This is a genomic window from Corallococcus carmarthensis (genome assembly GCF_003611695.1).
Classification (GTDB): Bacteria; Myxococcota; Myxococcia; order Myxococcales; family Myxococcaceae; genus Corallococcus; species Corallococcus carmarthensis.
This window is the reverse complement of record NZ_RAWE01000093.1, coordinates 15,493-34,926: the sequence shown is the minus strand read 5'-3', so window position 1 is coordinate 34,926 and position 19,434 is coordinate 15,493. Positions and strand designations below refer to the sequence as shown.

Genomic DNA, 19,434 nt, shown 5'->3' with positions numbered 1-19,434 from the left:
GCGGCGCCCACGGAGGTCTGGGGCCGCGACTGCGGGGCGGCGGGGGCGCGCGGTGCCGGGTTCGCCTTGGCGCGGCCGGGCTTGTCGACGTCGGTGCTCTCCTCGTCCGCGTCGTCGTCCGTGCCGGGGCGCGCGGCCATGGGCGAGGGGCCGGCGCCCTCGGTGGCGTCGTCCTCGCCGGAGCCCGGAGTCCAGCCGGCGTTGCCGGTGGCGGGCAGGCCCGTTGCGCTCTTACGCGAGGGCCTCTCGTTGGTCGTGGAGTCCTCACTGCCTGCGCCAGGAGTCCAGCCCGGGCGCGAGGGGCGGTTCTGCATGGGTGAGTCCTCCGGGGCCGGGGGGGGCCCCTCACGGTGTAACGCTCGAAGGTGTGTAACGGAGTCTTCCGCGTCCGCGTCCGGATTCCAATCCGGCCGAGACGGTTGTTCGGCCGGGGCCTGCCTGCCCGGAGGGGAATCCGCGACCTCACGGGTCCCCTCTCCCGGGTCGGTGGTGTCCTCGGAGCCCGGGCCCGCCGGGGATTCCAGGAGGGACGGAGGCTCTCGCGGGGTGGCCTCGTCCTCTCCCGAACCGGGCTTCCATGGCGCGGGGGCAGCCTCCGGGGGCTGGGGAGGCTGCCCCGGCACGGTGGGCTCCGCGGCGCCGATGCCGGGCACCCAGGCATCCATGGTGACTTCCTGGTTGTGCAGCCGCACCGGGGGCGCCTTGCGCGGCAGACCGGTCTCTTCGCCGGGCTCCGGCCAGGGCCGTTGAGCGGCGGCCGCCGCCGCGCGCAGCGCCTGCTCCACCTTCGCCGCGTCCAGCGCCTCCGTCTCCTGTCCCACGGTGGCGAACTCCGCCTGCCGCAACCTCGCCGCGTCCAGCGTCTCCGTCGCGATGTCCTCCTGGGCCCGGAGCGCCTCCGCCGCGTCCTGCGTCCCGGGCGGCGAGAGCACCGATGGGAACTCCTGCCGCGTGCTCGCGCGCTCGGGCTGTTCGCGCAGCAGGTCGTCCAGCACCTGCTGCTCGATGACCTTCTCGCGAGGGAAGGCCGCGGACATCAGCCGCACCAGGTCCTGATCCGTCACGTTGGGCGCCAGCTTCTCCTTCAGCGCGCCCAGCGCCTCCGCCATGGCCGTCGCCGTGGGGAAGCGGTCGTTCGGTTCGGACGCCAGCGCCCGCGCCAGGAACGCGTCCACCGCGCGCGGCAGGTCCGGCCGGTGGCGCCCCGCCGGCTCCCACTGCGGATAGGCCGCGCGCCGCCAGCGCTCCAACGGGTCACCCCGCTGCGACAGCGCCTTCCACGAGAACAACTCCCACAGCACCACGCCCACCGCGTACAGGTCCGCGCGCCGGTCCACGGTGCGCTTGCGGGCCTGCTCCGGCGCCATGTACGTGAGGTTGCCAATCACCACGCGCGGCGCCGTCTGATGCTCCTTCAGCGTGGACTGCGCGGCGCCGAAGTCGATGATCTTCACCTCGCCCGCGTAGCTCACGCACACGTTCGCGGGGGACAGGTCGCGGTGCACCAGGTGCAGCGGGTGGCCCTCCTCGTCCGTCGCGTCGTGCGCGTACGCCAGGCCCTCGCACAGCCGCTGTCCCAGCTGCAGCAGCGGCCCCAGGGGCATCATCCGCTGACGCTGCCTGAGGCGGTACGCGAGCCGGCTGAGCGTCTTGCCCAGCACGTACTCCATGGCGAGGAACAGCTGCCCGTCCACCTCGCCCATCGCGTACACGCGCGCGATGTTCGGGTGCGCCAGCCGCACCACCACGCGGGCCTCGTCGCGGAAGCGCCCCACGAACTGGCGGCTCTCCACCAGCCCCGGCAGCACCTTCTTCACGACGACCGCGCGCCGCACGCCCTCCTCGCGCGCGAGGAAGACCTCCCCCATCCCCCCGGCGCCAATGCGGCGCACGAGGGTGTAGGGACCGAAGCGCACGGGCCCGGTCAGGGCCTCGGGTTCAACGGGCGTCGCCAAGCGCGCGGAACGCCTTGCGGGCCGCGGCGAGCACGTGCGCCACCTCCGGCTCGCCGATGGCCAGCGACACGAACGCCGCCTCGAACTGGCTGGGTGGCAGGTACACGCCCTCTTGCAGCATCGCGTGGAAGAAGCGCCCGAACTTCGCCGTGTCCGCCTTCTTCGCGGACGTGTAGTCGAACACCGGCTCCGCCGTGAAGAACACCGTGAGCATGCTGCCCACGCGGTTCACCGTCACCGGCACGCCCGCCGCCTTCGCCTCCGCGCGGAAGCCCTCCTCCAGCAGCAGGCCCAGCTGCTCCAGCCGCGAGTACGTCCCCGGCGCCGCCAGCGCCTTCAGGCACGCGAGGCCCGCCGCCACCGCCACCGGGTTCCCGGACAGCGTGCCGGACTGGTACACGGGCCCTTCCGGCGCCACCTTGGCCATGATGTCGCGCCGGCCGCCGTACGCGCCCAGCGGCATGCCGCCACCCACCACCTTGGCCATGGTGGTCAGGTCCGGCTTGAGCCCGTACAGCTCCTGCGCGCCGCCGCGCGCCAGCCGGAAGCCCGTCATCACCTCATCCAGCACGAAGAGCACGCCGTGCTTCTGGCAGAGCGCCTGCAATCCTTCGAGGTAGCCGGGGCGAGGCACCAGCACACCCATGTTGCCCACCACGGGCTCGATGATGACGCAGGCGATGTCCTTGCCCTTCTCCTGGAAGATGCGCTCCACGGCCGCCAGGTCGTTGAAGGGCGCGGTGAGCGTGAGCGCCGCCAGCGCGGACGGCACGCCCGGAGAATCCGGCAGGCCCAGCGTCTCCACGCCGCTGCCCGCCTTCACGAGGAACGGGTCGCCCGCGCCGTGGAAGCAGCCCTCGAACTTGAGGATGTACTCGCGGCCGGTGAAGCCACGGGCCACGCGGATGGCGGCCACGGTGGCCTCCGTGCCGCTGGAGACCAGGCGCACCTTCTCCACGGAGGGCACGGTGGCGCAGAGCAGCTCCGCGAACTCCACCTCCGAGGCGACGGGCGCGCCGAAGGTGGTGCCGCGCCGGGCGGCCTCCAGGATGGCCTCCACGATGGGCGGGTACGCATGGCCCAGGATGAGCGGGCCCCAGCTGCCCACCAGGTCCACGTAGCGGTTGCCGTCCACGTCGGTGAGCCACGCGCCGGAGCCCTCCTTGAAGAAGACGGGGTCGCCTCCCACGCCACGGAAGGCACGCACCGGAGAGTTCACGCCACCCGGGATGCGCGCCTGCGCACGGGCGAAGAGGGCCTGGCTTTGAGCGTGTTTCATGGCCGGTTCCATAACACGCGCCGGACGCCCGTCCCTGCCCCGAGTGGCCCTCCGGTGTCGCCTTTTCACCCCCGAGCGCACGCCTGCCTGGCTGACCGGGGAACTGTTCGCGCCTCCGGGCAACCCGCGCACCGTGATGGGGTTCGCTCGAAAAGCCTTGGGAATTCACGTGCGCCGCTGGGCTCCATGAGGATACTGGACCCCAGGATGCTCCAAGAAGGAGCTGGCAGGAGCGCGGATGAGGATCGATCGCATCGAGGTCAAGAATTTTCGCGGCTTCGAGCAGCGTGCCTTCGAGTTCTCTCCTTCGTTCAACGTGCTCATTGGCGACAATGGCACGGGCAAGACCGCAATCCTTGATGCGCTCTCCGTAGCGGCAGGCGCCATCTTCCTGGGACTGGAAGGCGCCACGCCTCCTGGCATCCATCGCGATGATGTGCGGCAGGTCATGCACAAGCGAGGAGAGGTCCCCACCCTCGAAGCTCGCTATCCGGTTGAGGTGGCCTGCCAGGGGGACCTGGGCGGCGGCGCCATCAAGTGGGTCAGGACATTGGAGGGCCGCAACAAGCACACCACCCACGGCCAGGCAGGGGTGCTTTCGCGAACGACGCTCGCTTGGAGCGAGATGGTCCGCGAGGGCAAGGACGTCGTTCTACCCCTTCTCTCCTATTACGGGACGGGGCGCCTCTGGCTCCAGCGTCGCACCCGTCGCGGCACCGTCGCGGATGGAGCGCGCGTCCTCAAGCCAGGCTCACGGCTCCGAGGCTATCGCGGATGCCTCGACCCCTCCTCTGACCACAAGGGCTTCGCCTCCTGGTTCAAGACCATGGAGATGATCCAGGTCCAGGAGGGGCGAAGCCTCGGAACCTTGAGTGCCGTGAAGCATGCCCTCAGCGAATGCATGAAGGACTGGACGGACGTTCGTTACGACTTGCGACTGGGGACACTGGTCGCTCGCAAGAACGACGTGGAACTGCCGTTCGACATGCTGAGCGACGGCGCCCGGAGCATGCTCGCCATGGTCGGGGACATTGCCTACCGGACCGCGACCCTCAACCCACACCTGCGCAATCTGGCCCCCGCGAAGACTCCTGGGATCGTCTTGATTGATGAGCTCGATCTCCACCTCCATCCCAACTGGCAACGCGAGGTGGTGGATGACCTCCGCCGGGTCTTCCCACGAATGCAGTTCGTGGTGACCACCCACTCACCTTTCATCATCCAGTCACTTCGCAAGAATGAATTGATCAACCTGGATGATCAGTCGCGTGAAACGCTCCCCAGCCGCAGCATCGAGGACATCGCCGAAGAGGTCATGGGCGTCGCTGTCCCTCAGCGGAGCCAGCGCCACAAGGAGATGATGGAGGCGGCGAAGAAATACTACGAGGCGCTCGAAGCGGCGAAAGAAGCCGACGGTCCAGAGCTCGAACGACTCAAGCAGCGGATGGACGAGCTCTCAGCCCCTTTCAGCGACGACGTCGCCTACCACGCGTTCCTGGAACTTCAGCGGGGCGCCGCCAAGCTTCCGGGAGACAAGTCTTGAGGCCGGTCGACAGGGGGGCCTGGCCTCTTCGCGACGATGGTACCCCTCACGTCTTCGCGGAGTACGACGAAGCACGAGGGGCCTTGTTCGACCGCATCGGGGAGTACTGCTCGTTCTGCGAGCGCAAGATCAACTCGAGCCTGGCCGTCGAGCACGTCCTTTCCAAGCACCATCACCCGACCCTGGAGCGAGACTGGAACAACTTCCTGCTTGCGTGCGTCAACTGCAACAGCACCAAGGGCCACGCCAACGTCCAGCTCACGGATTACTTCTGGCCTGACCGTGACAACACGGCCCGGGCCGTCCTCCATGGAGCCGCTGGCATCGTAAAACCCGCACCGGGCCTCAACCCAGCGGACGCCAAGCGCGCCCAGAGCACCATCGTGTTGGTCGGGCTGGACAAGCTGCCCCACAAGAAACCCCGGCGAAGTGATCGCCGGTGGCAGCACCGCAAGGAGGCATGGGAGGTCGCACAGGTCGCAAGGGCGCGAATTGCCCAGAACGATACGCCCCACATGCGGGATTTGACCGTCGCATTGGCTCTTGAGAAGGGCCACTGGTCCATCTGGATGACCGTCTTCGCGGATGACCGGGACATGCGACAGCGGCTCATCGCCGCCTTCACCGGCACCGCCACGGCCTGCTTCGACGCGGCCACGCAGCCAGTCCCCAGAGCGGGCGGCGCGCTTTAGCCTCCGCACCTACACCGCGCCGCGGTTATAGCCACCGCATGCGCATCCTCCACACCATGCTCCGGGTCGGCGACCTGGAGAAGTCGCTCGACTTCTACACCCGCGTGCTCGGCATGACGCTCTTGCGCCGCCAGGACTACCCGGACGGCAGGTTCACCCTCGCCTTCGTCGGCTACGGCCCCGAGGACACCCACCCCGCCCTGGAGCTCACCCACAACTGGGACACGGCGAAGTACGAGCTGGGCTCCGCCTACGGCCACATCGCCCTGGGCGTCAGCGACATCCACGCCACCGCCAATGCCATCCGGCAGGCCGGCGGCAAGGTCGTCCGCGAGCCCGGCCCCATGAAGCACGGCACCACCGTCATCGCCTTCGTGGAAGACCCGGACGGCTACAAGGTCGAGCTCATCCAGCAGAAGGCCTGACCCGACCCACCCGTGGTGCCCCAAGCAACACGGGCCGCACGGGCAGGCAGGCCCGGCCCGGGCCACCCCCGGGTCCCAGGCGCGCTGGGGCCGGATGAACGGGCCAGGCAGGCGGACGGAGTTTTCCGCGAGATGTTTCGCGCCTTCCGCTCGCCGCGCCCCCGGCAGGGGTGTAGAGAGGCCCGCGCGCAATGCAGCGAGGCGCGCACCCTCCCCCTCTTCTTCCGAGGCCGTCGTCATGGTGGAGAGTCCCCAGAGCCAGAACGCGCTGTCCCCCGACGAGCTCCACGAGGCGTGGGCGGTGCTCTCCGCGGACGAGCGCCTGGAGGGGTTCCGGCTGCTGCCCCCGGCGGTGGCGGACGACTTCTTCCTGGGCCTCACCGCGCGCGAACAGGCCGAGCTCATCCTCAGCCTCCCCCAGGGCGAGCGCCGCACCTGGGTCCGCCTGCTCCCCCCGGACGACCTGGCCGACCTAGTCCAGGCCGTGGAGCCGGAGCAGGTGGACGCCATCCTGTCGCAGCTCGACGACGCCAGCCGCCGCGAGGTGAACGTCCTGCTGGCGTACTCGGAGGACGACGCCGGCGGTCTGATGAACCCGCGCTTCGCCCGCGTGCGCCCGGACATGAGCATCGACGAGGCCATCGGGTACCTGCGCAAGCAGGCGCGCGAGAAGGTGGAGACCGTCTACTACGCGTATGTGCTGGACGCGGAGCAGCGCCTGCAGGGCGTGCTGTCCCTGCGCCAGCTCTTCCAGGCCGCGCCGGACAAGCGCGTGGCGGACGTCATGCAGCGCGACGTCATCACCGTGGCGGAGAACACGGACCAGGAAGCGGTCAGCCGCACCTTCTCCGAGCACAGCTTCATGGCCATGCCCGTGGTGGACGAGCAGCGGCGCATGAAGGGCATCGTCACGGTGGACGACATCGTGGACGTCGTCCAGGAAGAGGCCACGGAGGACATCCAGAAGGTCGGCGGTATGGAGGCCCTGGACGCGCCCTACTTCGACGTGGGCTTCCTGGCGATGCTCAAGAAGCGCGCCGGCTGGCTGATGGTGCTCTTCCTGGGGGAGATGCTCACCGCCACGGCCATGGGCTACTTCGAGCATGAGATTGCTCGCGCCGTCGTGCTGAGCCTCTTCATCCCGCTCATCATCAGCTCGGGCGGCAACTCCGGCAGCCAGGCCACCACGCTCATCATCCGGTCGCTGGCGCTGTCGGAGATGCGGCTGAAGGACTGGTGGCGCGTGGCCCGGCGGGAGCTGAGCACGGGCCTGGCGCTGGGCGCGGTGCTGGGAGTCGTGGGCTTCACGCGCGTGATGGTGTGGCAGGCCCTGTTCCACAGCTACGGCGACCATGCGTTCCTCATCGGCATGACGGTGGGTGTGTCGCTGGTGGGCGTGGTGATGTTCGGCACGCTGTCCGGCTCCATGCTGCCGTTCATCCTGCGGCGCGTGGGCTTCGACCCCGCGAGCGCGTCCGCGCCCTTCGTGGCCACGCTGGTGGACGTGTCCGGACTCGTCATCTACTTCACGGCGGCCAGCCTCTTCCTGCGCGGCACGCTGCTGTAGTCGGCGACGCTGGAGCCCTCATGATTCCCACCACCCGCCGCCGCACCCTCAACCTCGGGGCGCCCGAAGCCCCAGGGCGTCCCGCGCATGTCTCCGCCGCCAGCGGCCTGGTGCGCGCGGGGGACTGGCTCTACGTCGTCGCGGACGACGCGCTCCACCTGGCCGTGTTCCCCGCCACGGGAGACGCGCCGGGCCACACCGTGCGCCTCTTCCCCGGGGAGCTTCCGGACGGACACGCGGAGCGCAAGGTGGCGAAGCCGGACCTGGAAGCGCTGTGCAAGCTGGGCCCGTCCGCGTCCTTCACGCACGGGGCACTGCTGGCCCTGCCCTCGGGCTCCACGCCCGCGCGGCGCCGGGCGTCGGTGCTGCCCCTGAACGCGGACGGGACGCTCGCGGGAGCGCCGCGCACGGTGGACTGCACGTCGCTCTACGTGCAACTGGAGCGCGAGCTGGTGGCGCTCAACGTGGAGGGCGCGGCGGTGGCGGGCAAGCGGCTGCGGCTGCTCAACCGGGGCAACGGCGAGGGCGGCGTGGACGCGCTGGTGGACCTGGACCTGGACCGCGTGCTGGCCAGCCTGGACGTGGGCGTGATGGGGCCTGAGGCGGTGCGCACCGTGCGCCGCTGGGAGCTGGGCGAGGCCAATGGCGTGCGGCTGTCCTTCACGGACGCGTCGTCGCTGCCGGACGGGCGCGTGGTGTTCACCGCCACGGCGGAGGCCTCGCGCGACCGCGTGGCGGATGGGCCCGTGGCGGGTTCCGCGGTGGGCGTGCTCGCGCCGGACGGCACGCCCGTGTACCTGGACGCGGTGGACGTGCCCGTGAAGCTGGAGGGCGTGGACGCGCGAGTGGAAGGCGGACGCGTCCACGTGCTGCTGGTGGCGGACGCGGACGACCCGTCGGTGCCCGCGCCGCTCCTGGAAGCCGCGTTGCCCGTGCCGGGCTGATCAGCCGCCGCGCTTCACCAGCAGCGGGCCGAAGGACTGCACCACCGGCATCATCGAGATGACGTTGATGTTCACGTGCGCGGGCCGCGTGGCCACCCAGTAGGCCGTGTCCGCGACGTCCTCGGGCGTGAGCGGCTGGGTCTTGTCGTAGAGCGCGGCGGCCTTCGCGTCGTCTCCGCGGAAGCGCACGTTGGAGAACTCCGTGCCGCCCAAGAGACCCGGCTGGATGTCCGTGACGCGCAGCGAAGTGCCGTGCAGGTCCGCGCGCAGGTTGAGCGTGAACTGATGCACGAACGCCTTCGTCGCGCCATACACGTTGCCGCCGGGGTACGGGAACTCGCCCGCGATGGAGCCGATGTTGATGACGTGTCCCCGGTCGCGGGCCACCATGCCCGTGAGCGCTTCGCGCGTGCAGTACAGGAGGCCCTTCACGTTGGTGTCCACCACCACGTCCCAGTCCTCCAGCCGCGCCGTCTGCGCGGGCTCCAGCCCCAGCGCGAGCCCCGCGTTGTTCACCAGCACGTCCACCTGCGCGAAGTCCGCGGGCAACGCGGCGAACGCCGCCTTCACCGCCGCCTTGTCCGTCACGTCCAGCGTCACCGGCAAGAGCCGCTCGCCCAGCTCCGCCTTGAGCGCCTCCAGCCGGTCGCTGCGCCGCCCGGCGGCGATGACGCGCGCGCCTTCCTTCACGAAGCGGCGCGCGATGGCCTGCCCGATGCCCGCCGTGGCCCCTGTCACCAGCACGTTCATGTGAATGCCTCCCACGCGAGAAGGGCCCTCATGCCCCGTCAGGGCACGGCCCGGCCGTTACATGGCACGCGGGAGCAACGGGCGCACGCGAATGCGCCCGGGCAACAGGTCAGTCGCCGCGGTCGCGGGCGGCTTCCTCGGCGCTGCCACCCATGGCTTCCACGGAGGTGCGCGCCTGCTTGCTGCGGTCGAACGCCACTTCCTTCTGGCCAATGCCCTCCACCGTGAGGTTGGCCAGGCGGCGGCGTGCCCGGGTGATGGCGTCCTGCACGAGCGACGGATCCGGGTGCGTCTTCAGGCACTCCACCCAGGTCTCGATGGCCTTCTCGTTGTCACCCGCGTCCGCGCGCAGCTTGCCCATCTCGAAGAGGGCGTACGGCGCCAGCTCCGAGTCCGGGAAGCGCGTGCGCAGGTCCGCGTAGGTCCGCAGCGCTTCCTGGCGCTTGCCCTCCACCATGGCCAGGGCCTGCGCCTGGAGGAAGAGCGCGTCGTCCACGTAGGGGCTGGTCGCGAAGCGCTCCGGCAGCTTCTTCGCCTCCAGCTCGCACTGCGGATAGTCCTGGAGCTCGAAGTACGTCTTGGCCACCTGGTACTGCAGCTCCGCGCTCTGCGGCGGGTTGCGGTGCAGCGCGGCGGTGAGCTGATCAATGGAACCGCGCAGGTCGCGGTAGTGCACCCGCAGCAGCTCCGCCAGGATGATGCGCGCGTCCAGCGACTCCGGGGACTCCGGGCACTGCTGGATGAGCTGGCGGTAGACGCTCACCGCCTCCTTCACCTTGCGCTGCTCCAGCCAGTACACGTCCGCCGCGCCCTTGAGCGCCCGGGCGCGCATCACCAGCGCCTCCGGGGACTCGTCGCGCAGCAGCATGTCGTACGCCTTGCGGTACTCCACCAGCGCCTCGTCCGGACGCTTCTCGAAGATGGCGTCGCGGGCGCGCTGCATGTGGTCCACCGGCTTGTCGCGGCAACCCGTGACGGCGAGCGCTCCCACCGCGAGCACGCAGGCCCACCGCGACAGTCGACGCGTCATTGGCACGCCTCCGGGATGAGGCGCACGCAACGCGTCTCGTCACAACGCACGCACTCGCGCTCGGAGGAGACGTCCGTCACGCACACGGAGACGCGCGACGTCCTGGGGCAATCCTCGGACGTCACGCAACGGTAGAGGCCCCCGTCGGTCCGGGTGATGTCCACCGGCGTCGAGCCGCAGTTCTCCAGGTCATTGCATCCCAGGAGCCCCGCCGCCACGACCGCCATTGCTGCCACCAAGGCGCGTTGCACGGCCCGGGTTCTAGCCAACTTCCGACCCCGGGTCACGAACCGTGCGCCCGCCTGCCCGCCCGGCCCCGGGCAGGATTCGCGGGAAAAGCGAGCACCGGTGCATGGCCACCGTTTCGCCCGGCGTGCTAGCCCTGTCGCGTCACGCTCCTCTTTCACCCCCTGGGGGTCCTGGAATCATGAGCCTTCCCTCTCGTCCTCGCGCGGTGGTGACGGGCGCCGGCAGTGGCCTTGGCCGTGCGCTGTGTGAAGCCCTGGCGGCCCGTCAGGCGCGGGTCATGGTGTCGGACATGAATCCGGCCAGCGCGGAGGAGACCGCCCGCCGCGTCACCGCGCTGGGAGGCGAAGCGCGCGTGCACCCGTGCGACGTGACGGACCCGGACGCGGTGGAGGCCTTGGCGCGCGCCACGGACGACGCGTTCGGCGGCGTGGACCTGGTGGTCAACAACGCGGGCGTCGCCACCGGCGGCGCGGTGGGCGTGCTGCCGCTGGCCGAGTGGAAGCGCGTGCTGGACGTGAACCTCTGGGGCGTCATCCACGGCTGCCACGCGTTCGTGCCGCGCCTGCGCAAGCAGGGCTCCGGACACGTGCTCAACATCGCGTCCGCGGCGGGGCTCGTGTACGCGCCGAACCTGGCGGCCTACAACACGTCCAAGGCCGCCGTCGTCGCGCTGTCGGAGACGCTCTACGCGGAGCTGCAGCCCTTGGGGCTGGGCGTCACGGTGGCGTGCCCCACGTTCTTCCGCACGAACATCGCGGCGGCGGCCGCGCCCTACTCCGACCCGGAGACGCGCCGCATGAGCGTGAAGCTGGTGGACCAGTCGAAGATTGGTCCGGAGTGGGTCGCCGAGCGGCTGCTCAAGGCGGTGGACCGGGGCGCGCCGCACGTGCTGCCCATGGCGGATGCGCGCTGGTTCTGGCGGCTGCGGCGGCTGGCGCCCGGGCTGTTCCTCCGGGGCGTCATCGCGGTGGAGAAGCGGATGCGCGAGCGCACCGCACGCATCCCCGGCTAGACGTCAGTTGCTGCGCTGCTGCGTGGGCACCTTGCCGGAGGTGAGCACGGCGGTGTCCACGGACGCCATGGAGTTGCGCTGCTTGACCATCCGCGCCTTCTGGTTCTGCTTGTCCTCGTGCGCCAGGATGGCGGCCATGTGGGCGTCGGACACCTTGCACTGGATGGCACTCACCTCCTGGTGACGCCGCCCCAGCTCGTTCCACATGGCGAGCCGTCCCTGGCTGCCCATGAGCCGGTCCTCGACCGCGTCCAGGGCCTGGTCCATCTGCTTGCCCTCGGCCTCCAGGGCCGCGAGCCGCGCTTCGGAGTCCTCGGGGGACTGCCCGCATCCCGTGGCCACGGAGAGTCCCACGGCCGCTGCCAGTCCGAGCCACATCCGCCCCATCCCCACGTCGCCTCCCTCGCGTCTCGGGCCGTCCACCGGCCATCAGGCAGCGCAAGGTAGGAACGGGCCTGGGGAGCGACAACCTGCACTCGCGATGGGGAGGCAGGCGTTTCCAGGAGCGAACGTTTGGGCATCTTTCCCCTCCCGCCGGTTTGACGATGAGTCAGAAGGGCCTCGCATTCCGCGCGTTGCACCCGCCCCGGGCCTGCCCCGGGTAGGCAAGGCCATGCCCGCCCACGCCACGCGGGTGCGCGACTGGAAGTAGCCGCTACTGCGCGGGGCGCGAGCGGTGCTTCAGGATGAACTCACACACCTCGCGCGCGGCGCCGAAGCCCGCGGCGCGCTGGGCCACGTAGTGCACCTTCGCGCGCACCTCGTCCGGGGCCTCGGGCACGGTGGCGGAGAAGCCCACCGCGTTGAGCAGCGGCAGGTCCACGACTTCGTCACCCATGTAGCCGCAGTGCTCCGCGGACACGTTGAGGATGCCGAGCAGCTTCTCGAAGTGCGCCACCTTGTCCTGGCTGCCGAAGTGCACGTGGCGCAAGCCCAGGGACTGCATGCGCATCTGCGCGGAGAGGCTGTCGCCGCCGGAGATGGCGGCCACCTCGATGCCCACCTCCTGGAGGCGCTTGATGCCCATGCCGTCGCGCACGCTGTACATCTGCGTCCAGCCGGAGTTGGGCACCCAGAAGATGCGGCCGTCGGTGAGCGTGCCGTCGATGTCGAAGATCATCACCGACAGGCGCGCCACCCGCGCCTTGAGCGACTCCAGGTCCTGGTTCATCCGTGCCTCCGCTACTTGGGCACGGCCTTGAGCGAGGCCTTGCCGTCCTTGATGACGACCTTGAACTCCACGGCCTTCGCGTTGTGCTGCTTGAGCAGCTCCGGCACCTGCTTGCGCAGCGTGGCGGCCACCGACTCGTAGGACAGCTTGGACGTGTCCTCCTGGCAGCGGCGCTTCGCGGTGACGTACGCGTCGTACACCGCGCGCAGCTTGTCGTCGGACATGCCGCCACCGGGACCGGCCGCCGCGGGACGGGGCGCCGCCGCCACGGGAGCCGCCGCCGGACGCGCGGGCTGCGGAGGAGCGGCCGGAGCCTTGGCCGCCATGCCCGGAGGCACCGCCGGACGTCCCCCCGCCGGAGTCCCACCCGGAGGCACCACGGGCGTCACCGAGGGCAGCTTCGACGTCCCCACCGCCGGGGTCCCCTTCTGCGGCGTGCCCCCCACGGGAGCAATGGACGGCAGCCCCCCCACGGGTGCCACCGCCGGAACGCTCTTCGCCGGAGACACCAGCCCCGCGGGCGTGCCCCGGGGCGCACCGGCCGGCTGCGCCGCGACGGGAGCCACGGCCGGCTGCGCCACGGCGGGCGTGCCCCGGAAGGGCGTTCCCCCCGAGGGTGCCGCGACCTGCTGCGCCAGGTACTCCGCGGCGATCTTCGGCTCGTTGATGGGCCTGCGGCCGGTGAGCTCTTCAATCTCCTCGAAGTCCATGTCGGAGACTTCTTCCGTGAGCTCCACCACTCCCTTCTGGCGCTCCCCGGCGGCACCGGGCTGCTTCCCCCCGGAGCGGCGGCGGGCCTTGGCCAGGTCGCGGCGGTAGGTGCCGGCTTCAATCTCCTGGAGCGTGCGCACCCACAGCCGCTCGTAGGTGAGGAACTTGTTGTGGAGGCTCTGCACGCGGAACTTCACCGACGTGCTGCGGATGAAGGCCCCCTTGAGCTTCAGCATCCGCTTCTTCAGGTCCTCATGCGCGCGGATGGGCGCCTGGCGCTCCATACCCAGGAAGTACTGCTCGTAGCTGTGGCGCAGCTCGGCGATGGCCGCTTCCATCTCCTCACATTCGTGAAGGGCGGCTTCGCTGGAGGAACTGGCGTCCTGCGCGGGCCGGCCTCCATTCTTGGCGGCGGGCCGGGCGTTGTCGGGCGGCGGCATGTCCTGGGAGTGTCCCCAACCCGGGCGCGGCTCGCAACCTCAGGCAGCAGACGGTGTAGGCCCCAGGCCAGCGGCCTCACCCGCCGGTCGGTGGCGCGCCATCAGCAGTGCACCGAAGGTGAACATGCACAGGGAGATGAACTGGCTGGTGGACACGTTGTACCAGGCCTCCAGGGGCACCGCCCCGGCCAGCCCCTGGGCCCCCAGCGACTCCAGCAGGCCGTGCAGGGTGCCGCGCTCCACGTCGCCCCGGAACAGCTCCACCGTGGTGCGCAGGACGGCATAGGCCATCAGCCACAGGGCGAAAATGTGCCCGTGGAAGCGGCGGAAGCGGCGCGCGTACAGGAGCGCCACGAAGAGCACCAGTTGGCCCACCGACTCGAAGAGCTGCGTGGGGTACACCGGCAGCGTGGTGCCGTGCTGGGCCACCCAGTCGGAGATGCGCACCGCGCCCGGCGCCGCCTGGTGGAGCACCTGCCCGGTGGCCTCCACCACGAAGCGGTCATCCCCGGCCTGCGAGCCATACGCCAGGCTGGACGCCCTCCCCAGCCGGCCGAACAGGTCCTGGGCCAGCGCGGAGCCCGGGAAGGTGACGCCCGTGTGCGAGTGGCTCCCCGCCATGTCGCCCCAGCAGCACCCGGCGGAGAAGCAGCCCAGGCGCCCCAGGCACTGCCCCAGCGACACCGTGGGGATGCACACGTCCGCCAGCCGCAGGAAATCCAGGCCGTGCTTGCGGGCGAAGAGGAACGCCGCCAGCCCCGCGCCAATCAGGCCGCCGTAGAACACCAGCCCGCCGCCCAGGGAGAAGGCCTGCGTCCAGTCGCGCGCGTAGTCCTGCCAGTTCACCAGCACGAACAGCACGCGGCTGCCCACGAGCCCGCCCACCAGCACCCAGAACGCCAGGTCCATCACCTGCTCGCGCTTCTGCGGGCCCTCCGTGTCCACCCAACCCCGGCCGTCCACGAAGGTCACCCGGCGCCACTCGTCCTGCGCCAGCCGGCCCGCCACCGACACCGCGGTGACGAAGCCCGCGGCCAGGAGCACGCCGTAGGTGTGCAGCGGGATGCCCTCGCCCCTACCGCCGGGGAAGGCGTCCGCGGGCAGCGCGTACATCAGGCCGAAGTACGCGAGGAAGCCACCCACCACCGCGAACCCCACCGCGCGCAGGAGCTTGTCCTGGAGCGGCGCGGGCCCCTCCTTGCCCGTCTTTTCATCCACCGGCCCCAGCGTGCCCTTCCAGCCGTTGACGGCGACGGAGGCCACCACCCCCACCGCGGCGGCGTACAGCAGCAGCTGCATCCACAGCGTGGTGAAGGTCAGGCGCAGCAGGACGGGGAGCATGGGGGACCTCTTGCCGGGCGGCCCGGACGAATGGCGGGGACAACCGGGACGGGCGGGAGGGACATTCCCCAACCCGTCATGCGGCTACGAGGCCTTCGCGGGGGCGGAGGGCGCAGGCTTCTCCTTGCGCACGAAGCCATCCACCACGAGCATGCCCACGCCGATGCAGATGGCCATGTCCGCGACGTTGAACGACGGCCAGGCGGCCTTGTCGTACCAATGGGCCTCCAGGAAATCGATGACGAAGGCCCGCGCCACGCGGTCGATGTAGTTGCCCAGCGCGCCGCCCAGCACCAGCGGCAGGCCCCACAGCGCCCACACCTCCGCGGGGTCCGTGCCGGACAGCTTCCGGAAGTAGAAGACGATGAGCAGCACCGCGCCCAGGCTCACCAGGTGGAAGAGCGGGCCGCGCAGGTGGGGCGGCAGGTCGCGGAACATGCCCCACGCGGCGCCCGGGTTCTCCGCGTAGCGCAGGCGGAAGAAGTTCTCCACCACCTCCACGTGCGTGCGCGGCTGGAAGTGCAGGCCGCGGCGGCCCGGCTCCTCGGCGGGCGAATAGAACGCGCCCAGCCGCTCCGACAGCGTGGTGGCCCCGTCGAAGCGGGTGGTGAGGTCCCGCACGACCAGGTACTTCGTCCACTGGTCCAGCACGATGACGCCCAGCGTGAGGGCGAGGAGGATGGCGTATTTGCGGGGCACGGGACGGGCTTATACCAGCCCACCCCCGCGCGTCACGGCTGCGGGCTGCTGCCCTGGGGGAGCGGCGGCGTGGCCACGGCTTCCGGCCGGCGCAGGGAGTCCAGCAGCATCAGCGCCACGCCCACGCAGATGGCCGCGTCCGCCACGTTGAACGTGGGCCAGCGCATGCCCGGCTGGTTGCGCCAGTGCCAGTCGATGAAGTCGATGACGTAGCCCCGGATGAGCCGGTCCATGAAGTTGCCCAGCGCGCCGCCGGTGATGAGCGCCAGCGCCACGCGCACCAGCTTCTGCGACGCCTCCGTGCGGCGGTACAGCACCAGGATGAACGCCAGCGCCGCCAGGCTCACCACGTGGAAGAACGCCTTGCGCGCGGTGTCCGGCAGGTTGGAGAACATGCCCCACGCCGCGCCCGGGTTCTCCACGTAGCGGAAGTGCCAGTAGTCCTCGATGAAGCGGTACGGCCGGGTGTTCTTGCGGAACACGCCCTCCACCGGAGGGTCGTTGTCCAGGTTCTGCTCGCTCAGGAAGCCGGACACGCGCGACAGGCCGCTGCGTCCGTCCAGCGCTTCCGTCAGCCGGGACACGGCCAGGTACTTGGTCACCTGATCCGCCGCCAGCACGGCGAGGACCACCACGAGGAGGAGGCGGAGGGAGGCTTTCATGGGGTGCCCGAACCTCTATCGCGCCCCTGGGAGCCCTGACAACCCGGACCCGGGCCCCAGCCCGCCGGCCCGGCTGCCCTCTCCCTCCCGGAGGCCGTGCGTTTCGGGCATGGTGCGCCCATGGCGCCTGTTGAGCCCGACGTGAAGCCTTCCGCTCCCGACATTGCCCCACCCGGAACCACCACGCCGCCGGCGGCGAAGCCGTCGCTGATGGCGCGCTTCAAGGCGCTGCTGGTGGAGTACGGGCCGCTGGCCATCGCGGTGAACTACCTCATCTTCGGCCTGGTCATCGTGGGCTTCTGGGCGGCCATCCGGGCCGGCTTCCAGCCCCAGGGGACCGGGGCGCAGGCGGGCGCGTGGGGCGCGGCCTACATCGCGTCGCAGGCGGTCAAGCCTCTGCGGCTGGCGGCCGTGTTCGTGCTGACGCCGCTCATCGCGCGCATCCCGCCGGTGGGGCGCTTCATCGCGAAGAACAAGCACAAGTGGAGCTTCTGAAAAGGCACGGGCCGGACACCGGGAGCTTCCCGATGACCGGCCCGCGTTGCCTGCCGGGTGCCCGCTAGAAGTTGGGCGTGAGGAACGTCTTCACGACGCCCATGTGCTGCATGCTGGCCGCGCCGCTGTCGGTGTTGAGTGCCGGGTAGATGTCCGAGATGGGCGTGAAGACGCGGCTGTCGAGCACCAGTCCGTTGGCGAAGGTGCTGCTCCCGATGACGGTGGACACCTGGTACTGGCGCAGGTCGTCGTCCACGAGCACGTGGTCGTAGGGCTTGCTGCGGGTGGAGTTGGTGCCGTCCTTGCCGTTCTTGTCCGCGGGGTACGGGCCCGAGGTGTTGACCACCTGCTTGAAGGTGGTGAAGCACGCCTCGGAGCGGGTGTCGGTGTTGAAGTCGCCGCCGATGGCCAGGTAGTCGTCCGTGGGGATCTTCGCCTTGATGTAGCCCACGAGCTGCGTGGCTTCCGCGGAGCGGTTGCCGGAGCTGGTGGTGAGCAGGTGCACGCTGACGGCCCAGAGGTCATGCGGCCCGGGGATGTCGATGCGGGCCCAGGCGAAGTCGCGGTTGGAGACCTTGCTGTCCGTCCACTCGCCCGACTCGATGATGGGGTAGCGGCTGATGATGCCGTTGGGGATCTGCGCGCCGGTCTCGCGGTGGTAGTAGGAGCCCGAGCCGATGACCATGTCCGCCATGGTGCGGATGTCCGCAGCGGAGTCCGTCTTGTAGTTGAACTCCTGGATCATCACGACGTCGGGCTTCACGCCCTGCATCAGCCGGATGCCGTGGCCCGGGTCGTAGTCCTGGCCGTTGCCGCTGGAGAGATTGGCGGCCATCAGGCGGATCTGCGTGTAGCCACCGTCGGAGTCCGAACCACCATCCGTGCCCGCGTCGCTCGAGGAGCCGCCGTCAGTGGGGGAGCCCGCGTCCGTGGCGGAACCGGCGTCCGTGGCCGAGCCCGCGTCGGTCGAAGAACCCGCATCGGTCGAAGAACCCGCGTCGACGGTCGAGCCCGCGTCCACCGTCGAGCCCGCGTCGATCGCGGAACCGGCATCCGTGGCAGAACCCGCGTCGGTCGAAGAGCCCGCGTCAACGGTCGAGCCCGCATCCACCGTCGAGCCCGCGTCGACCGTGGTGCCAGCGTCATTGGGACCCGAGTCCACATCGGATCCGGCATCCACGGTGGTGCCCGCGTCATCCGTGGACTGACCCGCGTCCACGGTGCTGCCCGCGTCCGCGGTGCTGCCCGCGTCCGCGGTGCTGCCCGCGTCGTTCCCGGAGCCGGCATCGACAGAGGTCCCCGAGTCCGGGGGCGTGATGGGCTCGTCACCCGGGCCGCAAGCGAGCGCCAGGAAACCCAGCGCTACAAATGGGCGGAGGAACGGGGGGAGCTTCATTGCCATACAGGGCCTGGATCCTTGCTTCCGAGGGTGTCGAGGGGGTGACCCATCGGCTTCGGCACGCCGACTGGCCCGTGATTATAGAAGTTTGCAGGAAGGCTGTCCCCTGACGGCCCGTGAGGATTGCGACCTCTGCCTTTCAAGAATCCGAGATTTTCGGCGTCCTGTAGCCGGGGAAGGCTTGGATTCAACGAAAGACATCACGACGCAGAGCGACGACGCAGCAGGACGTGAGGAGATCACGATGTCAGCACGGCAGCTCACGGTGCGGTTCCACGGCGCACTGAATGACTTCGTCGCGCCGGAGCGCCGGGAGCAGGCGTTCACGCACGTGCTGCAAGGCAGCCCGTCGGTGAAGGACCTCATCGAATCGCTGGGGCCACCGCACCCGGAGGTGGACGTGGTGTTGGTGGACGGAAAGCCGGTGGGCTTCGGGCATCGCGCGGAGGCGGACACGAACCTGGACGTGTATCCGGCCTCCGTCCCGGTGCCGCAGGTGGCGAAGGAAGCGCACCTGGCATCGCCGCTCCCGGAGATGCCTCGCTTCATCCTGGACGTGGGGTTGGGGAGGCTGTCGGGCTTCCTGCGGATGCTCGGCTTCGACACGCTCTGGCGCAACGACTACGCGGACGACCTGCTGGCACGCCTGTCCCACGACGAGTCGCGAGTGCTGCTCACCAGGGACCTGGGCGTGCTGAAGCGTTCAGAGGTGGTGCAGGGCTACTACCCGCGAGCCACGGATCCCGCGCACCAGCTGGTGGAGGTGGTGCGGAGGTACGGCCTGACGTCGCGCATGAGGCCCTTCTCCCGCTGCATCGCGTGCAACGCGCCGCTGTCCACCGCGACCCCGGACGAAGTGCAGGGCCGTGTGCCGGAAGGCGTGGCCCAACGCCACAGCCATTTCCAACAGTGCCCCGGCTGCCAGCGCGTCTTCTGGCCCGGCACGCATCACGAACGCATGCAAAACCTGGTGGACACGCTGCGCAAGCTGGAACAGTCCACCTGAAAAACAGACGCCTGGAAATAATTTAAAGGCAAAGCTCAGGGATTGGGTGGGGGAGCGTCTGAAT

20 protein-coding genes are annotated in these 19,434 nt (G+C 70.1%); 8 read left to right on the top strand and 12 right to left on the bottom strand.

Annotation, left to right across the window (positions count from 1 at the left end):
* Both D7X32_RS23645 and hemL read right to left on the bottom strand, forming a co-directional pair.
* On the bottom strand, positions 1-1,955 hold a 1,955-nt coding region (locus D7X32_RS23645), incomplete at its 3' end, for a protein kinase domain-containing protein (protein WP_208752531.1).
* Positions 1,939-3,234 carry a glutamate-1-semialdehyde 2,1-aminomutase gene (gene hemL / locus D7X32_RS23640; protein ID WP_120604837.1) on the bottom strand — a complete coding sequence of 432 codons (1,296 nt, stop codon included), beginning with the start codon at positions 3,232-3,234 and terminating at the stop codon, positions 1,939-1,941. The genes hemL and D7X32_RS23645, both read right to left, overlap by 17 nt.
* Positions 3,235-3,472: 238 nt before the next feature.
* Between hemL and D7X32_RS23635 the strand changes: the two genes are divergently transcribed.
* The 5 genes from D7X32_RS23635 to D7X32_RS23615 all read left to right on the top strand — a co-directional run bounded on the left by D7X32_RS23635 (position 3,473) and on the right by D7X32_RS23615 (position 8,405).
* Complete coding sequence (locus D7X32_RS23635; RefSeq protein ID WP_120604836.1) at positions 3,473-4,777, top strand: AAA family ATPase; 1,305 nt, start codon at positions 3,473-3,475, stop codon at positions 4,775-4,777.
* Positions 4,778-4,860: 83 nt separating this feature from the next.
* Entirely contained in the window at positions 4,861-5,469 is a 609-nt protein-coding gene (locus D7X32_RS23630; RefSeq protein ID WP_208752529.1) for an HNH endonuclease, read from the top strand.
* Positions 5,470-5,507: 38 nt separating this feature from the next.
* Positions 5,508-5,894 carry a lactoylglutathione lyase gene (gene gloA / locus D7X32_RS23625; RefSeq protein ID WP_014400399.1) on the top strand — a complete coding sequence of 129 codons (387 nt, stop codon included), beginning with the start codon at positions 5,508-5,510 and terminating at the stop codon, positions 5,892-5,894.
* 238 nt (positions 5,895-6,132) lie between these two features.
* Entirely contained in the window at positions 6,133-7,461 is a 1,329-nt protein-coding gene (gene mgtE / locus D7X32_RS23620; protein ID WP_120604834.1) for a magnesium transporter, read from the top strand.
* A gap of 20 nt (positions 7,462-7,481) precedes the next feature.
* Positions 7,482-8,405, top strand: coding sequence for a DUF6929 family protein (locus tag D7X32_RS23615; protein ID WP_120604833.1), 924 nt, complete (start codon positions 7,482-7,484; stop codon positions 8,403-8,405).
* Here D7X32_RS23615 and D7X32_RS23610 read toward each other — a convergent pair whose 3' ends face one another.
* The 3 genes from D7X32_RS23610 to D7X32_RS23600 form a co-directional block, all read right to left on the bottom strand.
* Entirely contained in the window at positions 8,406-9,155 is a 750-nt protein-coding gene (locus tag D7X32_RS23610) for an SDR family NAD(P)-dependent oxidoreductase (RefSeq protein WP_120604832.1), read from the bottom strand.
* Positions 9,156-9,264: 109 nt separating this feature from the next.
* Positions 9,265-10,185 carry a tetratricopeptide repeat protein gene (locus D7X32_RS23605; protein ID WP_120604831.1) on the bottom strand — a complete coding sequence of 307 codons (921 nt, stop codon included), beginning with the start codon at positions 10,183-10,185 and terminating at the stop codon, positions 9,265-9,267.
* Positions 10,182-10,412: a hypothetical protein gene (locus D7X32_RS23600; RefSeq protein WP_171448914.1), complete on the bottom strand. Its 231-nt coding sequence runs from the start codon at positions 10,410-10,412 to the stop codon at positions 10,182-10,184. The genes D7X32_RS23605 and D7X32_RS23600 overlap by 4 nt, the downstream gene beginning before the upstream one ends.
* A 200-nt stretch (positions 10,413-10,612) precedes the next feature.
* On the opposite strand from D7X32_RS23600, the gene D7X32_RS23595 reads away from it, so the two are divergent.
* A complete protein-coding gene (locus tag D7X32_RS23595) occupies positions 10,613-11,446 on the top strand; it encodes an SDR family NAD(P)-dependent oxidoreductase (RefSeq protein ID WP_120604830.1) in 834 nt (277 codons plus the stop codon).
* Between the two features lie 3 nt (positions 11,447-11,449).
* Here the strand turns inward: D7X32_RS23595 and D7X32_RS23590 are convergent, their stop codons facing one another.
* From D7X32_RS23590 to lspA (D7X32_RS23565), 6 genes are all read right to left on the bottom strand, one after another.
* Positions 11,450-11,824: a hypothetical protein gene (locus D7X32_RS23590; protein WP_244239146.1), complete on the bottom strand. Its 375-nt coding sequence runs from the start codon at positions 11,822-11,824 to the stop codon at positions 11,450-11,452.
* 277 nt (positions 11,825-12,101) lie between these two features.
* The gene (locus D7X32_RS23585; protein ID WP_120604828.1) at positions 12,102-12,617 is read right to left on the bottom strand and encodes a KdsC family phosphatase; all 516 of its coding nucleotides are present in this window, start codon (positions 12,615-12,617) and stop codon (positions 12,102-12,104) included.
* Between the two features lie 11 nt (positions 12,618-12,628).
* Positions 12,629-13,768 (bottom strand): MXAN_5187 C-terminal domain-containing protein, encoded by a 1,140-nt coding sequence (locus D7X32_RS23580; RefSeq protein WP_120604827.1) that lies wholly within the window; start codon positions 13,766-13,768, stop codon positions 12,629-12,631.
* 39 nt (positions 13,769-13,807) lie between these two features.
* The gene (locus tag D7X32_RS23575) at positions 13,808-15,109 is read right to left on the bottom strand and encodes a prolipoprotein diacylglyceryl transferase (RefSeq protein WP_120604826.1); all 1,302 of its coding nucleotides are present in this window, start codon (positions 15,107-15,109) and stop codon (positions 13,808-13,810) included.
* A gap of 84 nt (positions 15,110-15,193) precedes the next feature.
* Complete coding sequence (gene lspA / locus D7X32_RS23570) at positions 15,194-15,808, bottom strand: signal peptidase II (RefSeq protein ID WP_120604825.1); 615 nt, start codon at positions 15,806-15,808, stop codon at positions 15,194-15,196.
* A 32-nt stretch (positions 15,809-15,840) separates the two neighbouring features.
* Positions 15,841-16,470, bottom strand: coding sequence for a signal peptidase II (gene lspA / locus D7X32_RS23565; protein ID WP_120604824.1), 630 nt, complete (start codon positions 16,468-16,470; stop codon positions 15,841-15,843).
* A 141-nt stretch (positions 16,471-16,611) separates the two neighbouring features.
* On the opposite strand from lspA (D7X32_RS23565), the gene D7X32_RS23560 reads away from it, so the two are divergent.
* Positions 16,612-16,965: a hypothetical protein gene (locus D7X32_RS23560; protein WP_120604823.1), complete on the top strand. Its 354-nt coding sequence runs from the start codon at positions 16,612-16,614 to the stop codon at positions 16,963-16,965.
* 64 nt (positions 16,966-17,029) lie between these two features.
* Here D7X32_RS23560 and D7X32_RS23555 read toward each other — a convergent pair whose 3' ends face one another.
* Positions 17,030-18,367, bottom strand: coding sequence for an endonuclease/exonuclease/phosphatase family protein (locus D7X32_RS23555; protein WP_120604822.1), 1,338 nt, complete (start codon positions 18,365-18,367; stop codon positions 17,030-17,032).
* 241 nt (positions 18,368-18,608) lie between these two features.
* Here D7X32_RS23555 and D7X32_RS23550 point away from each other — a divergent pair, with 241 nt between their 5' ends.
* The gene (locus D7X32_RS23550) at positions 18,609-19,370 is read left to right on the top strand and encodes a Mut7-C RNAse domain-containing protein (RefSeq protein WP_120604821.1); all 762 of its coding nucleotides are present in this window, start codon (positions 18,609-18,611) and stop codon (positions 19,368-19,370) included.
* Positions 19,371-19,434 lie beyond the last annotated feature (64 nt).

Coding starts and splice junctions, on each gene's coding strand:
- D7X32_RS23605 (WP_120604831.1), bottom strand. CDS start 10,185: ATGACGCGTCGACTGTCGCGGTGGGCCTGCGTGCTCGCGGTGGGAGCG.
- D7X32_RS23585 (WP_120604828.1), bottom strand. CDS start 12,617: ATGAACCAGGACCTGGAGTCGCTCAAGGCGCGGGTGGCGCGCCTGTCG.
- D7X32_RS23595 (WP_120604830.1), top strand. CDS start 10,613: ATGAGCCTTCCCTCTCGTCCTCGCGCGGTGGTGACGGGCGCCGGCAGT.
- D7X32_RS23580 (WP_120604827.1), bottom strand. CDS start 13,768: ATGCCGCCGCCCGACAACGCCCGGCCCGCCGCCAAGAATGGAGGCCGG.
- D7X32_RS23615 (WP_120604833.1), top strand. CDS start 7,482: ATGATTCCCACCACCCGCCGCCGCACCCTCAACCTCGGGGCGCCCGAA.
- D7X32_RS23555 (WP_120604822.1), bottom strand. CDS start 18,367: ATGGCAATGAAGCTCCCCCCGTTCCTCCGCCCATTTGTAGCGCTGGGT.
- mgtE (WP_120604834.1), top strand. CDS start 6,133: ATGGTGGAGAGTCCCCAGAGCCAGAACGCGCTGTCCCCCGACGAGCTC.
- D7X32_RS23590 (WP_244239146.1), bottom strand. CDS start 11,824: ATGTGGCTCGGACTGGCAGCGGCCGTGGGACTCTCCGTGGCCACGGGA.
- gloA (WP_014400399.1), top strand. CDS start 5,508: ATGCGCATCCTCCACACCATGCTCCGGGTCGGCGACCTGGAGAAGTCG.
- D7X32_RS23635 (WP_120604836.1), top strand. CDS start 3,473: ATGAGGATCGATCGCATCGAGGTCAAGAATTTTCGCGGCTTCGAGCAG.
- D7X32_RS23600 (WP_171448914.1), bottom strand. CDS start 10,412: ATGGCGGTCGTGGCGGCGGGGCTCCTGGGATGCAATGACCTGGAGAAC.
- D7X32_RS23550 (WP_120604821.1), top strand. CDS start 18,609: ATGTCAGCACGGCAGCTCACGGTGCGGTTCCACGGCGCACTGAATGAC.
- D7X32_RS23610 (WP_120604832.1), bottom strand. CDS start 9,155: ATGAACGTGCTGGTGACAGGGGCCACGGCGGGCATCGGGCAGGCCATC.
- lspA (WP_120604824.1), bottom strand. CDS start 16,470: ATGAAAGCCTCCCTCCGCCTCCTCCTCGTGGTGGTCCTCGCCGTGCTG.
- D7X32_RS23575 (WP_120604826.1), bottom strand. CDS start 15,109: ATGCTCCCCGTCCTGCTGCGCCTGACCTTCACCACGCTGTGGATGCAG.
- hemL (WP_120604837.1), bottom strand. CDS start 3,234: ATGAAACACGCTCAAAGCCAGGCCCTCTTCGCCCGTGCGCAGGCGCGC.